We start from the raw sequence: 14791 nt of genomic DNA, 5'->3' as shown, positions 1-14791 counted from the left end.
TCTTTCTCGCCACTGATAACGGGATGCATCGTGCGCCTCGACAGAAAAATATCCTCGTTCGAACGTCTGACCTATCGCCATTACCGCATTGTGCACGGCGTGCGCATTGGGCTGGCGTTTATCCTGACCTTTATGCTGATCCGCCTGCTCGAAGTGCCGGAAGGCACCTGGCCACTGATTACGCTGGTGGTGGTGATGGGGCCGATCTCGTTCTGGGGCAATGTGCTGCAACGGGCGTTGCAGCGTATCGCAGGTACGGTGTTTGGCGCCGCCTCGGGGCTGATTGCCCTGTATCTCGAGCTTTACTCATTGCCGCTGATGCTGGTGTGGTGCGGGGGGGTGATGTTTTTCTGTGGCTATCTGACGCTCGGTAAGCGGCCCTATATGGCGCTGCTGGTGGGGATCACGCTGGCGGTGGTTTGCGGTGCGGGGGCCGGTGATATGCATACCGCACTGTGGCGCAGCGGTGACGTAATTTTGGGTTCGCTGTTGGCGTTGCTGTTCACCAGCATTTATCCGCAACGTGCTTATATTTTGTGGCGTATGGAGATGGCGGATTGCCTGGAAAACGTCAGCAAGATCTACGGCGCTTACCTGTCACCAAATATGATAGAACGGCCGCGGCTGGAGCCACAGCTGAAAGACCTGCTCAATAAGGTCGTTAAATTACGCGGCCTGATTGTCCCCAGCAGCAAAGAGACCCACATCCCCAAAGCGGTTTTCGAGGCGGTGCAGACGCTGAGCCGCAACCTGGTTTGTACGCTGGAATTGCTGGCCGACGCTTATTGGGCCTCGCGCGAAACCCACTTTATTATGCTGAATGCCAAAACGCTGCGCAGTGCGCAACTGCTAACGCTGAATTCGTTGCAGTCGCTGGCAGTAACGATGCGTGACGGCCCGCAGACACAGTTGTCGGCAGAGGCGGGGCAACTGAGCGAAATTGCCGCCGAATTGAAAACCCTGATGCAGGAGGCCAGCTTCAGTCAGCACGGCGAAGCGCCAATTTATGGCTACGTATGGTTGAGCATGGAACTGACGCAACAGTTGGAAGAACTGGGCGATCTGCTCAAGGTGTGTACCGCCAGCGGGCGTGAATAGGGGGTCAGATCATGAAGCGGGCGCTTCGGGTTTTTGTCATGACGCCAAAGTGAGTAAGATAGGGCGATGAGTGTTGTGCCTGACCGCCACAAACCTGTATCTTGGTACCATTGTGGCCGTAAGCAAATGAATCTGTGTATTACTAAAGCAAGGGTATGAAGATGGATAATGCAAATAAGCCGAGTTTCCAGGACGTTCTGGAGTTTGTGCGTATGTTCCGACGTAAAAATAAGCTGCAGCGTGAAATTGTCGACAACGAGAAGAAAGTTCGTGATAACCAAAAACGCGTGCTGCTGCTCGATAACCTGAGCGAGTACATCAAGCCGGGCATGAGCATTGAAGACGTTCAGGGCATCATTGCCAATATGCGCAGCGACTATGAAGATCGCGTTGATGATTACATCATCAAAAATGCCGATTTGTCCAAAGAACGCCGCGAACTGTCCAAAAAGCTGAAGGCTATGGGCGAAGTGAAGTAACCGTTTTTATCGGGTCAGGCATTCGCCTGGCCCTTTTATTGTTTTCCCTGTATCCCTATTCCAGCCCCTTTAGTGACCTGCGCCGTACACGTCAAAATCAAAGTATTTATCGTTCACCTTCTTGTAGGTGCCGTTGGCGATGATCGCCTGCAGCGCAGCATTGAATGCGTTACGCAGGGCGATATCCTCTTTACGCAGCCCAATGCCGTCACCGATACCGAAATATTTGCTGTCACTGAGTTCGGCACCGATAAAGGCAAAATCTTTTCCTGCTGGGGTGTGGAAAAACTCACTGGCACTGACGCTGGCCAGCAACGAAGCATCTAAGCGGCCGTTGATCAAATCCTCATTGGCTTCCTGCTGGCTCTGGTAGGACACCACGTTAACGCCGGCCGGCCGCCACAGGGCGTTGGCATAAGTTTCCTGACTGGATCCCTGCTGCACGCCAATGGATTTACCTTTCAGCGAAGCCGCCGTGGGTTGCAGGTTGCTGCCTTTACGGGCCACTAATCGTGCAGGCGCATTAGACACCTTGTCCGAGAAGGCGATCTGCGCCTGGCGCTGCGGCGTAATGGTCATCGACGAGGCGATGGCGTCAAATTTTTTCGCCAGCAACCCCGGGATCATTCCATCCCAACTGCTCTCAACCCAAACGCATTTGGCCTGCATTTGATCGCACATTGCCTGTGCAATATCGACCCCAAATCCGGTCAACGCCCCCTGTGGCGTTTTAAATTCCAGCGGTGGATAGGTCGGATCCACGCCGAGTTTAATTACTTTTCCGCTGAATTCCCCAGCAGAAACGGCGAAACTTAACGCCAGCGGCAGCAGGAGAACCAGGCTAATCTTTGTTTTCATTTTATGTTCCTCGGCGTAATGGTGTGCAAAAGGGATCAAGCCAAAAAGCGCTCAACCAGCTTGACCCAGTAAGTGGCGCCAATCGGCAGGCACTCGTCGTTAAAATCGTAACCGGCGTTATGTAGCGAATTGCCGGGCGTACTATCCCCATTGCCGATCGAGATATAGCTGCCGGGGCATTTTTCCAACATAAATGCGAAGTCTTCGCTAGCGGTAAAGGGGCGCAGAGACGTGATCAACTGCTGTTCACCCGCCCAGTCCAATGCGACTGTGCGTGCCAGCTCAGTTTCCGCCACGTGATTTACCAAAACCGGATAACCCTGTTGGTAATCAATGTCCGCCCGAGCACCAAAACTGGCGGCTTGCGCTTCTACCAGCGCCGTAATGCGGTTTTCCAGCCGTTGGCGAACTCCCGCATCCAGTGCGCGTACGCTTAGCGTCATGGTTGCTGTGGCAGGGATCACGTTGGCGGCACGGCCTGCCTGGATCGCGCCAACCGTCACGATTGCCGTTTCCTGCGGATCGATATTTCTGGAGACGATGGTTTGCAGACTCATCACAATGGCGGCGCAAACCACCACCGGATCGACCGTGTGCTGCGGCACCGCGCCATGGCCGCCATGACCGTGCAGGGTAATATTGACCGTATCGGCCGAACACATGAAAGCGCCGCTGGCAAAGCCCAACTGACCGACCGGAAAGCCGGGTACGTTGTGCATGGCGAACACCGCATCACAGGGAAACCGTTCGAACAAGCCGTCTTCAATCATCACTCTGGCGCCGCCGCCGCCTTCTTCCGCTGGCTGAAAAATCAGATGCAGAGTCCCGGTAAAATCAGAGTGTTGCGCCAGGTAACGCGCTGCTGCCAGCAGCATAGTGGTGTGGCCATCATGACCGCAGGCATGCATCACGCCGCGGTGGGTGCTGGTGTAGCTTAATCCGCTGGTTTCTTCAATCGGCAATGCATCCATATCGGCACGCAAACCCAGTGATCTTCCCGAGCCTCGCCGCAAGGTGGCGACAACGCCTGTTTGCCCCAATTCCCGAGTAACCTGATAGCCCCAGTTGGACAGCAGTTTTGCGACCAACTCGCCGGTGGCAAACTCGTTGAACCCCAATTCGGGGTGAGCATGAATATGGCGGCGGATAGCGACCATTTCATGCTTAACTGCCGCTATTTCAGGTAAGACAAGCGGATTATTCATCGCGATATCCTGATTGAATATTCGATTTCCGACGTTCGATAAGCGGAAAACAAGATACTCCCGACACTAGCAAACAACCCGTTGGTCGGGGAGCCGCCGTTCGGTTATGCTGACAACAATAGGTTGTCATGGGGGCATCATGAAACTGCATCAGTTACAGGCATTGGTGGCCAGCGCTGACGGCGGCAGTATCCGCGCCGCCGCGAGGCAATTGGGGCTTTCACAGGCAGCGGTTACGCGCGCTTTGCGTGAACTGGAGCAACAACAGGAACTGCCGTTGCTGCTTCGCTCTCCGAGCGGGCTGGGGTTTACGCCGTACGGGAAAACGCTGTTGGCACATGCCCGGTTGGTGCTGAATCAGCTGGAACAGGCTAATAATGAAATGGCGGGGTTACGCGGGTTAGCGCAAGAGCAGGTGAAAGCGGCCATTACGCCGTGGTTGATGTTGACGGTGTTACCGACGGCGGTGTTGGCCTTTCGCAAAAAGATGCCCAAGGTGAAACTGGAACTGTTTGAAAGCTTGATGGCCAACGCGCAATCACAACTGCGTGAGGGCACGATGGATTTTGCCATCACGCCGCTTCCGGTTTCGATGGCACCGCAGGAGTTTCATTGCGAACCCTTGCTCGATTATGAAACGGCGGTGATGGTGCGGCAGGGGCATTCGTTGAGCCAAAGCACCTCGATTCACCAGTTGCTGGAGCAGGATTGGGTGCTGAACTACACACCGGAAAATCATGACGATTTAATTCATCAACTGTTCAGCCGCCACGGCGCTCACCTCGATCCGAATCGTATTATTCATGCGCATTCCCTTGGCATGCTGCAGGCGATGGTGGAATCGGCGGACATGTGTACCTGGTGTCCGGCGCCGTTGGTCGGCCTGCCGCAGTTTGCCGGGCGTTTGCAGCCGTTGGCGCTGCGGGAAAGTTGCGATCCGGCACGGCTGAATATCGTGACTCGGCGCAACAGCATTCTCAGCACCGCCGCTCATGCGCTGATAGATAACCTGATTCGCACTCTGCGCCAGCACGCCCGCTCCGCACGACAGGAGGACCGACTGATTTATGATCGGGTGAGGCTGTTGATTTAGGAATAGGGAGTGGTACGAGCGGGTTGGAGGGGCGGCTATTCAGGGCGTGAAGCAGATGTCTTCATATCGAAGAAAACGTTATACCGTATTCAGTGTTAGTTAGACGCTATCTTCATTTTTTCGGGGGGATGTGGATACATGAAAAATACGAAATTGCATGTTGTCGTGGCGTGGTAGAGTGTGGGCTGCCCGAAGATCGATTAGAGATTTACGCCATGCAACAAATTGATTTTTACATGATAGATGCCTTTAGCAACACGACTTTTGGCGGTAATGCCGCAGCGGTATGTCCGTTAACAGAATGGTTGCCTGATGAGACATTATTGAAAATGGCCCAGCAGCATAACCAGTCAGAAACAGCATTCTTTGTCGCAAATGATACTGGCTTTGAGTTGCGATGGTTTACCTCCCTGGCTGAAATAAATCTGTGTGGGCATGCCACACTGGCAGCTGCGCACGTTATCTTTGAACATCTTGATTACCCAGGTTCGACTATTCATTTTGCTACCCGATTTGTTGGCCCGCTGACGGTGGTACGCAACGATAAATGGCTGACGCTCGATTTTCCTGCATGGGAAACCAAGCCTGTCATGCCACCGGCATTATTGCTGGACACGTTGGGCATCACAGAATGCAAAGAAGTGCGCGTGGCGCGTGATTACCTGGTAGTAATGGAGAATCGGCAGCAGGTCGAAACTGTACGCCCGAATATCAATGGCATGCTTCCCCTGGGAAAAATGGTGTGTATAACGGCTGCAGGTGACGGTGAATACGATTTTGTTAGCCGTTTCTTCTGCCCAGGTGAAGCCGTAGCGGAAGACCCTGTTACAGGTTCGGCGCATAGCATGCTCATTCCTTACTGGGCTGAAAAACTGAATAAAACGCAGATGTTGGCGCATCAGGGATTAGAGCGTGGCGGGGATTTACGCTGCCAGCTAGTGGGCGATCGCGTTTACATCGGCGGACAGGCAACAACCTATTTGATAGGCAAAGTGCTGTTGCGCTAGACCTATTGAATGCTGCTCAAAATATAAGGTCTGCTGTTCTCTATAACTGCCTCCGGCAGCTCAGCCCCATAAGCTGCCACAACTAACTTCATAGTTCATCCATCCTCAGGGCACAGGCCAATGGACTTACTCATGATAAGAATATTTATTCTGATGTTAATAGCAGCAGTTGCCGTCAGTTGTGCATCTCTGACGGGCAATCACCATCAGCCCTGAGGGGCTTATCTGTAGAGTGTTATTGAACCACTGAAACTCGAGGCGTGATATCCGCTATCGAGCAGTACGCCGACTTCTGAAGACGCCATCCGGCGTCTTTTTTATCGCCAAACGGTCAAATCCTCATAAACGGTCATTCGTGGTCATCGCAGGCCGCGAGGAATTGTGACCGTTTGCAAAGCTGTCACTGTCCTGTTGCAAGGCAAATGACGATTTAATGCAGTTCTCGCCACAGCTCCAAACTTTAACATTTCATCTTTTCTCACCTTTTCGTGACAACTATCACGGGGCGAGGGTAGCAAAAAATACACAGAGCCGCCTTTGAGGCATTGCGCATTCCGTGAACGTCCGGCTGCGTATCCTATTTGACATCGGGAAAGAGGAATCACCACATGCTGCCAATAGAGCGACATCGTTATATCACCGAAATTCTCAGCCAGCGCGGACGCATCCTGGTACAGGAAGTGGCGCAGTTATGCCGTATCTCGCTGGAAACGGCGCGGCGGGATTTGGCGCTGCTGGAAAAGCGCGGCGTGCTATTACGCAGCCATGGCGGTGCGGTGTTTATGGAACATTCGACGGCAGAAAAAACGTATGTACCGTCGCAGATTGAACAGGGGGAATCGTTTCGCGATCGCAGTAATCAGTCGCCGGACAGCAAAACTCGCATCGCCAAACGGGCATTGCAGCTCATTAATACCGGTGATTGCCTGCTGCTCGACAGCAGTTCCAGCAGTTGGTTTCTGGCCCGCCAGTTGCCCGACATTCAGTTGGTGGTGCTGACCAACTCGGTGCACATCATTCAGACGTTGGCAGTGAAGGCCAATGTACGCGTCATCGGGCTGGGCGGCGAATACTCGGCGAAATATGAAGATTTCGTTGGCGTGCTGGCCGAGCAAATGCTGAAAGAGTTCGTTATCAACAAACTGTTTTTCTCCTGTCACGGCATCTGTCACGAAGGCGGTATCCGTGAAAGCAACGAACATCACGCACGGCTGAAACAGCAAATGCTGCTTTCCTCCGAGCACAAAATTTTGTTGGCTGACTCCAGCAAATTCGGCCGCCGCTCTTTTGCGCGGATCTGCCACTACCGGGAAATCGACACACTTATAACAGACCATCTGGAAGATGAAGAATTCCGCCAGGAACTGGCCTGGAGCAACGTTAACGTTATTGAAGTTTCGCCATCACCCCTACAGAAAAAAACTAAAAACAGCCGCAACGGCCCGTTAGCTGCGGCACATAACTGACCTCCCAGGAGAGTAAACATGATCAAGAAATCCGTTCTTGCCTGCCTGTTCGCGACAGCCATGTTGTCCCTGTCGGCACACGCCGCCGACAAAATCCGCATGGGCGTGGTGGTGAAAGTCGGCGGTAACGCCTGGTTCAACGCGATGGAAGCCGGGATCAAAAGTGAAGCGGCCAAACGTGGGATCGACGCGTGGCAGGTCGGGCCGACCAGCGCGGATCCGGCATTGCAGGTGCGTGCGATTGAAGATCTGATCGCGCAAAAAGTGGATGTGATCGGTGTGGTACCTAACGACGCCCGCGTGCTGGAGCCAGTACTGAAACGTGCCCACGATGCAGGGATAAAAATCATCGTGCATGAATCGCCGGATCAAAAATATGCCGACTGGGATTTCGAAATGGTCGATGCCACCCAGCACGGTATCAATCATATGGTCGCGCTGGCGCAGTGCATGAAAGAGAAGGGCGATTACGCGGTGTACGTCGGCAGTTTGACCGTTCCGCTGCATCAGAAATGGGCCGATGCCGCCATCAATTATCAGAAAGAGCACTACCCGGATATGCATCTGGTCGGCGATAAATTTGGCGTGGGTGAGTCACTCGATGACAGCATCCGCACCACCAACGACCTGATGTCCAAAGACGCTAACCTGAAAGGTATTCTGGCGATCGGTTCTCAGGGGCCGATTGGCGCTGGCCGCGCAGTGCTTAACCGTGGCAAAACTGACGACGTCTGCGTCTTCGGGCCGTTCAGTCCGGGTCAGGGCGCAAGTCTGGTCAAAGCCGGGGCGATCAAAGGGGGTTTTATTTGGAATCCGATGGTGGCTGGAGAAGTCTTCGTGCGCATCGCCGAGAAACTGGAGAAAGGTGAGAAAATTACCGACGGCATGACCATTGAAGGTATGGGCAAAGTGAAAGTGGATGAAGCAACCCGCACTATTCTGGGCAACGAAACCGAAAGTCTGGATAAAGCCAACCTGCCGAAACTGGTCAAAATGGGGCTGTAATCATGGCAATCTCCGAGATCGTTCAAACAGATAACGCGCCGCTGATTGATGTGCAAAACCTGTCGGTGACCTTTGGTGGACAGCGTGCGCTTAACGACATTTCCCTGCGGCTGATGCAGGGCGAAGTTCACTGCCTGGCGGGCACCAACGGCTGCGGGAAAAGTACGTTGATCAAAGTGATCTCGGGGGTTTATCAGCCGGACAACGGTTGCCAGATCACGCTCAGCTCGCCGTCGCAGGGCAGCCAGAGTTTCGGCAAGCTGTCACCGGATCAGGCACGGCAGTTTGGTGTGCAGGTGATTTATCAGGACCTGTCGCTGTTCCCGAACCTCAGCGTGTTCGAGAATATCGCCTTCGACCACAACTTACAGGGGTTGATGGGCTGGTACCGCCCGTCACGTCTGCGGGAAACCGCGCAGCGCATTCTGACTGAACTGAATTACACGCTGGATCTCGACAGCAAAGTCTCGGCGTTGCCGATTGCCCAGCGTCAGCAGGTGGCGATTTGCCGGGCGTTGGTGGCCGATGCGCGCTTAGTGATTATGGATGAGCCGACCGCCTCGCTGACCCGCACCGAAGTGAATCAGCTGCTGCGCACCGTGCACTATCTGAAAAGCAAAGGCATCAGCGTGGTGTTCGTCAGCCATCGCCTCGATGAGGTGCTGGAGATTTCCGACAGCGTGACGGTTATACGCGACGGCAAAAAAGTCGGCACGTTCCCGGCGTCTGAAGTCAGCAGCGAATACCTGACCGAACTGATGACCGGGCTGAAACTCGATTACCGCCTGAAAGCCGCCAACATGAATGTCGAACGCATCATGCTGGAAACCGACAAACTCACCCGTGCGGGCCAGTATCACGACGTCAGTTTTAAACTGCACGCCGGAGAAGTGCTGGGGCTCTGCGGATTGCTCGGTAGCGGTCGTACTGAACTGGCGCTCAGCCTGTTTGGCATGACCAAACCGGACAGCGGAAAAATCTACCTCGACAGTAAACCGGTGCGCTTTCGCAGCCACGAAGACGCGATCAAATCCGGCGTCGGTTACGTCTCGGAAGATCGCCTGACGCTTGGTCTGGTTCAGCAACAGTCGGTCGGTGACAACACTGTGCTGGCGATCATGGATCAGTTGCGTAATCGTTTTCACCTGATCGACGAATACCGCAAAAATAAAATTATCCATCAGTGGATCGAAAAACTCGGCGTAAAAGTCGCCAATCCGGACCAGGCGATTTCCACGCTTTCCGGTGGCAATCAGCAAAAGATCGTGCTCGCGAAATGGGTACTAACGCAGCCGAAAATCCTGATCCTCGATTCGCCGACGGTTGGCGTCGATGTCGGTGCGAAAGCCAGTATTTATCAGCTGATCCAACAGATGGCAGAAGAGGGGATTTCCATCCTGCTGATTTCTGACGAAGTGCCGGAAGTCTATTTCAACTGCGATCGCGTGCTGCATTTCAGTGACGGCACGGTGGTCGGCGAATATCTGCCGGGCGCGATCACCCAGCAACAACTTGCGGAGGCGGTCAATGCTTAAGCTCAGCCGGTTACGCCCGTCCAGCAACGAAGGCTATTTAGCCTGGGTATTGCTAGTGGTGATCGTCACCTTTTCCTTACTCACCAACCAGTTTCTGACCTTGCAGAACTTGCTGGATCTGACCGAAAGCTACGCGGTCAGCGGCATCTTCGCCCTCGGCCTGTTTATGGTGCTGGTCACCGGCGGTATCGATATTGCGTTCGCCGCTGTGGCTTCTGTCGTGCAGTACCTCATCGCTACGCTGGCGATCCACTACGGCCTGAGCAGCCCGACCGGCAGCATTTTATTGGCGGTCGCCATCGGCACGGTGCTAGGGATGATCAACGCGATTCTGATCTACTGCCTGCGCATCGTGTCGATCATCGTCACCATCAGTATGCAATCACTGCTGTTTGGAATGCTGATGTGGCTGACCAACGGCACCAGTTTATACGACCTGCCGGACTGGCTGACGACGCCGATTCGCGTGCTGCCGTTCAGCGTCGGCGAGCAGCATTACCAGATTGGTTTGCCAGTGGTGGTCATGCTGGCGGTCGCCGGACTGAGCTGGATCCTGCTCAACAAAACCCATCTCGGACGCCAGCTGTTTGCCGTCGGAGGTGATCAGGAATCCGCGCGACGTATCGGTATCCGCGTCGGGCTGCTGCATCTGTTTGCCTACGGATATCTCGGCGCGATGGCGGCGATTGGCGGGTTGGTGCAGGTGTATCGCGTCGGTGAAGTGGTGCCGAATGCGCTGGTCGGCGGCGAGCTGGATGTACTGGCGGCCGCGGTGCTCGGCGGCGCCAGTCTCAACGGTGGCAAAGGCAGCGTGGTCGGCACACTGATGGGCGTGTTCCTGATTGGCGTGATGAAAAACGGCCTCAACCTGATCGGCGTTTCCAGTTACTTCATGAACATCGTCATCGGTGCGGTGATCGTCGTCGCCATTACCGTCACCCATTATAAGAAACGCAAAGAAACCGAAGTCGGCTTCGCCTGAGGAAAACCGCTATGTTCGAGAAAAGTAAAAATATCAGTTTTAAAGCCAAAACAGATAATCGGCAGCGGTTGAAAATTGACAACACCACGTTCGGATTATCGCTGTTATTGCTGGTGGTGATTACCGGCTTCAGCCTGGCGATGCCGGGGCGTTTCTTCAATGATTCTACCTTTATGAGCGTGGCCTTCCAGTTGCCGGAGTTGGGTTTGCTTACGCTGGCGATGTTTATTCCCATTCTCAGCGGCGGACTGAACTTGTGCATTATCGCTACCGCTAACCTGACCAGTCTGCTGATGGCGTGGGTGTTTCTCACCTGTCTGCCACCTGATGCCGGAATGATGATGCAAGCGGTCTGGCTGACACTGGCGCTGGTCGGCGCAATGATCCTGGCGCTGGTAATTGGCATGCTGACCGGTGCGCTGGTGGCGTATGTCGGCGCGCATCCGATTCTGGTGACTCTGGCAACCATGACCATGGTGAACGGAGTCGGCATTTACCTTTCACGCGGCGCGGCTATCAGCGGTATGCCGGATATCGTGCGCTTTATCGGTGCGGAAACCCTGCTCGGTGTGCCCGTCCCGCTGATTATCTTCTTGCTGACTGCGGTCCTGGTTGCGGTGTTATTAGAGCGCACCCGTCTCGGTAAATACGTCTACATGAGCGGCAGCAACATCAACGCTACTCATTTCAGCGGTGTCAATACGCACCGCGTACTGATCGCCATCTACGTGATTTCCAGCATGCTATGCGTGATTGCCGGGCTGATTATGATGGCGCGCTTCAACTCGGCACGCATGGGTTACGGTGATTCGTATCTGCTGCTGACGGTTCTTGCCATCATTCTCGGCGGTACCGATCCGAACGGTGGTTTCGGTAAAGTGGCAGGCGTGGTGCTCTCACTGATTGTCCTTCAAGTGATTTCCACCGGCCTGAACCTGATGAACGTCAGCCCGCATTTCAGCCTGGCGATGTGGGGTGCGGTATTGATTGTGGTACTGGCGGTGAAATTCTTCCGCAGCCGTTATCTGCAAAAAAGGGCGGGGAGAATGAGCGCCGCCAAAGCGCGTGCGGCTCAATCTTAATTTGAAAATTGCTTCTGACTTAGGAAAACATCATGGAATACAAAATTTCTCCGTCGCTGATGTGCATGAGCCTGATCGACATTAAACAGCAACTCGAAGTGTTGAATCGCCGCGCGGACATGCTGCACATCGACATCATGGACGGCCATTACGTTAAAAATATTACGCTGTCGCCGTTCTTTATCGAGCAGATCCGTCCGTACACACCGCTTGTTCTGGACGTGCATATGATGGTGGAAAATCCGGCGGACTTTATCGAGCCGATTGCCAAAGCCGGTGCTGATTTTATCTGCCCTCACGCCGAAACTATTAACCGCGACGCGTTTCGCATCATTAATCAGATCCGCTCGCTGGGGAAAAAAGTCGGCGTAGTGCTCAACCCTGCGACGCCGGTGGAGTACATCCAGCACTATATTCATCTGCTGGATAAAATTACCGTGATGACCGTGGACCCGGGCTATGCCGGTCAGCCGTTCATTCCTGAAATGCTTGGGAAAATCGCTCAGCTGCGAGACCTCAAACAGCAAAAAGGCTACCGTTATCTGATCGAAATCGACGGCTCCTGCAACCTGCGTACCTATCAGGATCTGATGGGTGCTGGCGCGGAAGTACTGATCGTCGGCAGTTCCGGCCTGTTCACGCTGGACAGCGATCTGGATGTTGCCTGGGACAAAATGCTTGATCAGATGCGTCAGGCGCGTCACGCAGCCTGAGGGCAGGAGAGTCGTATGCCGCACTTTCTTGGAGTCGATGTTGGGGGCACCAATACCCGTTTAATGCTGATGGACAGCCAGCGCAATTTTCGCGGTTATCACAAAACCCCGACACAAAGTTGGGCGGGACAGTCTGATCCGTTACAGGGGCTGAAAAACCTGATCACGGCATATTTGCAGGAGCAAGATCCGCATCATCAGGTGTCGCAGGTGATGCTCGGAATGCCGGGCATACTTTCGCGTGACCGCCAGATCGTATTGTCGCTGCCGTTTATCTCCGCGCTGGATAACCAGCCGGTGGCGGCACTGCTTTCAGCACGTTTGCATCTACCGGTAGCGATGGATAAAGACGTTAACCATCTGATGTGGTGGGATTTAACGCAGCAGAGTGCGCTGCCGGATATCGCCGTCGGGCTTTATCTTGGCACCGGGATGGGCAACAGTTTGTGGATCAACGGCGATTTTTACCACGGCGCGCACGGCGGTGCAGGCGAGATCGGGCACATTCCTCTGGCGGGAAATCCGCTGCTCTGTCCGTGCGGTAAAGCCGGCTGCGTCGAGACGGTGACTTCGGGTAACTGGCTGACCGGCTGGGCGCGGCAACACGCGCCACAGACGCCGTTCGCCGAACTGTTTGTACATCATGCCGGGCACGTCGATTTAATCGAATTTGTAGCACGACTGGCGCGCACCGTGGCCAGCGAAATGAACATTCTTGATCCCGAGTATTTAGTGTTGGGCGGCGGCGTGCTGGCGATGGAGAACTTCCCGCTGGCCGAACTCGAACAGCAGTTACGCAGCCATTTACGCAGTCCGTTTCCGGCTGCCAGCCTGACAATCCATTTCAGCGCCGTCACCGACGAGACCGGGTGTCGTGGCGCGTGTTTAGCCGCACAGCGCATTTTTCCGCCGCAGCCAGCCTTGGCCGGCGGAACATTTTCCTTCAGGAGAGAGGCATGAACAAAGGCAAGGTGTGCGTATTTGGTTCTTTCAACCTCGATATTGTCGCAGGCATGGCTCGTTTCCCCCAACCGGGAGAATCCCTGATTGCCCGCAACAGCATGATGGGTGCGGGCGGCAAAGGAGCGAACCAGGCCGTAGCTGCCCTGCGAGCTGGTGCGCGAGTGCATTACATCGGCAAAGTCGGCCGCGATGATTTCGGCATGTTTGCCCGCCGGCACCTCGAGAGCGCTGGTTTTGATGCCGTCACATTGTTTTCCACCAGTGAATGCCCTACTGGCAATGCGTTGATTTATGTCGCCGGGGCCGAGGCTGAAAACATGATTGCGGTAGATCCCGGCGCGAACCTGACGGTTACCGACGAAGAAGTCGAACAGTGCCGTCCTGCGGTGGCGGCAGCAGATATTCTGCTGACCCAGTTGGAAAATAACCTGCCGGCAATCGAAAAACTGATCGCTATTGCGAAAGATAATGGAACCTACATTATTCTCAATCCTGCACCGTACCAGCCGGTTTCCGATCGTTTACTGAAACAGGTAGATTTGCTTACGCCAAACGCCACCGAATGCACGCTGCTAAGTGGTATTGAAGTCCATGACATTCCCTCCGCCCAGCGTGCTGCTCATGTGCTGCATGCCAAAGGAATTCAGGCGCTGATAATTACCCTCGGCACTCGGGGTTCGCTGCTTTCGGTGAAGGGGGAAACGCAACTGATCGCCGCCTGCCCGGCCGCGCCGGTCGATACCACCGGCGCAGGTGACGCCTTCAACGGTGCACTGGCCTCACAGCTTGCTGCTGGCCTCACCCTTTCAGAGGCCGCGCAGTTTGCCTCCGCCTATGCGTCCATATGCGTCGAACGCGCAGGCGCAGCAGCTTCAATGCCGAACTATGAAGAGGCTAAGGAAAGAATGGGGAGAAGGTAGTTTAACGCCTTCTCGCAGAGGGTTTCAGTCAGCTTTGCCTTATACTTTCTGCTCACAACGAGGGAAGGCTGGAATATTATCGTGGCAAGAAGTTGCTGCTTTTGTTGTTGGTAAAAGGGCATTTTCACTAGCCATGTGAGCCCGGAGCGGTAAGCGACTGGAACTATACCTGACGCTGTTGTGAATGAAGTGCTGGCCAGACTGGAAGCCATTCTGAGCTGATGCGAGGGTACGACTGATAAATGTCCGGCGTAAGTTCCGTATGATTATCTGATGGCGCAGCGCTGATTGGGCCTACAGCTTATGTAATTCACAGTATCAGAATGCCTGAAAGCAAAACGCCCGCTTAAGTTTCCTTAAGCGGGCGTCTTTAATATGGCTCCTC

Annotated in this window: 14 protein-coding genes and 1 pseudogene; 13 read left to right on the top strand and 2 right to left on the bottom strand. The window is 54.4% G+C overall.

The annotated features are described in order from the left end of the window. Window positions 1-30 precede the first annotated feature (30 nt). Together NR114_RS16330 and tmaR are read left to right on the top strand one after the other, a co-directional pair. A complete protein-coding gene (locus tag NR114_RS16330) occupies window positions 31-1098 on the top strand; it encodes an FUSC family protein (RefSeq protein WP_256813483.1) in 1068 nt (355 codons plus the stop codon). Window positions 1099-1259: 161 nt separating this feature from the next. After that, complete coding sequence (gene tmaR / locus NR114_RS16325) at window positions 1260-1577, top strand: PTS system regulator TmaR (RefSeq protein WP_020827737.1); 318 nt, start codon at window positions 1260-1262, stop codon at window positions 1575-1577. Window positions 1578-1646: 69 nt separating this feature from the next. Here tmaR and NR114_RS16320 read toward each other — a convergent pair whose 3' ends face one another. Both NR114_RS16320 and NR114_RS16315 read right to left on the bottom strand, forming a co-directional pair. Beyond that, window positions 1647-2435 (bottom strand): ABC transporter substrate-binding protein, encoded by a 789-nt coding sequence (locus tag NR114_RS16320; protein ID WP_020827736.1) that lies wholly within the window; start codon window positions 2433-2435, stop codon window positions 1647-1649. A 35-nt stretch (window positions 2436-2470) separates the two neighbouring features. Further along, window positions 2471-3640, bottom strand: coding sequence for a M20 aminoacylase family protein (locus NR114_RS16315; RefSeq protein WP_256813484.1), 1170 nt, complete (start codon window positions 3638-3640; stop codon window positions 2471-2473). 139 nt (window positions 3641-3779) lie between these two features. Between NR114_RS16315 and NR114_RS16310 the strand changes: the two genes are divergently transcribed. The 11 genes and pseudogenes from NR114_RS16310 to NR114_RS24300 form a co-directional block, all read left to right on the top strand. Continuing rightward, window positions 3780-4733 (top strand): LysR family transcriptional regulator, encoded by a 954-nt coding sequence (locus NR114_RS16310; protein ID WP_234528956.1) that lies wholly within the window; start codon window positions 3780-3782, stop codon window positions 4731-4733. 215 nt (window positions 4734-4948) lie between these two features. Then, a complete protein-coding gene (locus NR114_RS16305; protein ID WP_020827733.1) occupies window positions 4949-5740 on the top strand; it encodes a PhzF family phenazine biosynthesis protein in 792 nt (263 codons plus the stop codon). 608 nt (window positions 5741-6348) lie between these two features. After that, on the top strand, window positions 6349-7206 hold the full coding sequence (locus tag NR114_RS16300; RefSeq protein ID WP_129983392.1) for a DeoR/GlpR family DNA-binding transcription regulator: 858 nt from the start codon (window positions 6349-6351) through the stop codon (window positions 7204-7206). Window positions 7207-7224: 18 nt separating this feature from the next. Further along, on the top strand, window positions 7225-8211 hold the full coding sequence (locus NR114_RS16295; protein ID WP_306217612.1) for a substrate-binding domain-containing protein: 987 nt from the start codon (window positions 7225-7227) through the stop codon (window positions 8209-8211). Between the two features lie 2 nt (window positions 8212-8213). After that, on the top strand, window positions 8214-9746 hold the full coding sequence (locus NR114_RS16290; RefSeq protein WP_256813486.1) for a sugar ABC transporter ATP-binding protein: 1533 nt from the start codon (window positions 8214-8216) through the stop codon (window positions 9744-9746). Then, the gene (locus NR114_RS16285; RefSeq protein ID WP_256813487.1) at window positions 9739-10728 is read left to right on the top strand and encodes an ABC transporter permease; all 990 of its coding nucleotides are present in this window, start codon (window positions 9739-9741) and stop codon (window positions 10726-10728) included. The genes NR114_RS16290 and NR114_RS16285 overlap by 8 nt, the downstream gene beginning before the upstream one ends. 11 nt (window positions 10729-10739) lie before the next feature. Next, window positions 10740-11810 (top strand): ABC transporter permease, encoded by a 1071-nt coding sequence (locus NR114_RS16280; protein ID WP_256813489.1) that lies wholly within the window; start codon window positions 10740-10742, stop codon window positions 11808-11810. Window positions 11811-11842: 32 nt separating this feature from the next. Then, a complete protein-coding gene (alsE, locus tag NR114_RS16275) occupies window positions 11843-12523 on the top strand; it encodes a D-allulose 6-phosphate 3-epimerase (protein WP_046373107.1) in 681 nt (226 codons plus the stop codon). Window positions 12524-12538: 15 nt separating this feature from the next. After that, on the top strand, window positions 12539-13483 hold the full coding sequence (alsK, locus tag NR114_RS16270) for an allose kinase (RefSeq protein WP_046373108.1): 945 nt from the start codon (window positions 12539-12541) through the stop codon (window positions 13481-13483). Continuing rightward, a complete protein-coding gene (rbsK, locus tag NR114_RS16265; protein ID WP_046373109.1) occupies window positions 13480-14406 on the top strand; it encodes a ribokinase in 927 nt (308 codons plus the stop codon). Before alsK ends, rbsK begins: the two co-directional genes overlap by 4 nt. Window positions 14407-14545: 139 nt before the next feature. Next, window positions 14546-14628: pseudogene (locus NR114_RS24300) on the top strand (type II toxin-antitoxin system PemK/MazF family toxin); the annotation flags it as partial. Window positions 14629-14791 lie beyond the last annotated feature (163 nt).

It is taken from the genome of Serratia sp. Ser99 (assembly GCF_024519545.1).
GTDB classification, from domain to species: Bacteria; Pseudomonadota; Gammaproteobacteria; order Enterobacterales; family Enterobacteriaceae; genus Serratia; species Serratia liquefaciens.
The sequence above is the reverse complement of the archived record's forward strand: the minus strand, read 5'-3'. Positions and strand labels throughout refer to the sequence as shown.

What these genes read in the sequence shown, in the direction of transcription:
- NR114_RS16300 (WP_129983392.1), top strand. Translation starts at nt 6,349, where the DNA reads ATGCTGCCAATAGAGCGACATCGTTATATCACCGAAATTCTCAGCCAG.
- rbsK (WP_046373109.1), top strand. Translation starts at nt 13,480, where the DNA reads ATGAACAAAGGCAAGGTGTGCGTATTTGGTTCTTTCAACCTCGATATT.
- NR114_RS16305 (WP_020827733.1), top strand. Translation starts at nt 4,949, where the DNA reads ATGCAACAAATTGATTTTTACATGATAGATGCCTTTAGCAACACGACT.
- NR114_RS16280 (WP_256813489.1), top strand. Translation starts at nt 10,740, where the DNA reads ATGTTCGAGAAAAGTAAAAATATCAGTTTTAAAGCCAAAACAGATAAT.
- NR114_RS16295 (WP_306217612.1), top strand. Translation starts at nt 7,225, where the DNA reads ATGATCAAGAAATCCGTTCTTGCCTGCCTGTTCGCGACAGCCATGTTG.
- NR114_RS16315 (WP_256813484.1), bottom strand. Translation starts at nt 3,640, where the DNA reads ATGAATAATCCGCTTGTCTTACCTGAAATAGCGGCAGTTAAGCATGAA.
- NR114_RS16310 (WP_234528956.1), top strand. Translation starts at nt 3,780, where the DNA reads ATGAAACTGCATCAGTTACAGGCATTGGTGGCCAGCGCTGACGGCGGC.
- NR114_RS16285 (WP_256813487.1), top strand. Translation starts at nt 9,739, where the DNA reads ATGCTTAAGCTCAGCCGGTTACGCCCGTCCAGCAACGAAGGCTATTTA.
- NR114_RS16290 (WP_256813486.1), top strand. Translation starts at nt 8,214, where the DNA reads ATGGCAATCTCCGAGATCGTTCAAACAGATAACGCGCCGCTGATTGAT.
- alsE (WP_046373107.1), top strand. Translation starts at nt 11,843, where the DNA reads ATGGAATACAAAATTTCTCCGTCGCTGATGTGCATGAGCCTGATCGAC.
- tmaR (WP_020827737.1), top strand. Translation starts at nt 1,260, where the DNA reads ATGGATAATGCAAATAAGCCGAGTTTCCAGGACGTTCTGGAGTTTGTG.
- NR114_RS16320 (WP_020827736.1), bottom strand. Translation starts at nt 2,435, where the DNA reads ATGAAAACAAAGATTAGCCTGGTTCTCCTGCTGCCGCTGGCGTTAAGT.
- alsK (WP_046373108.1), top strand. Translation starts at nt 12,539, where the DNA reads ATGCCGCACTTTCTTGGAGTCGATGTTGGGGGCACCAATACCCGTTTA.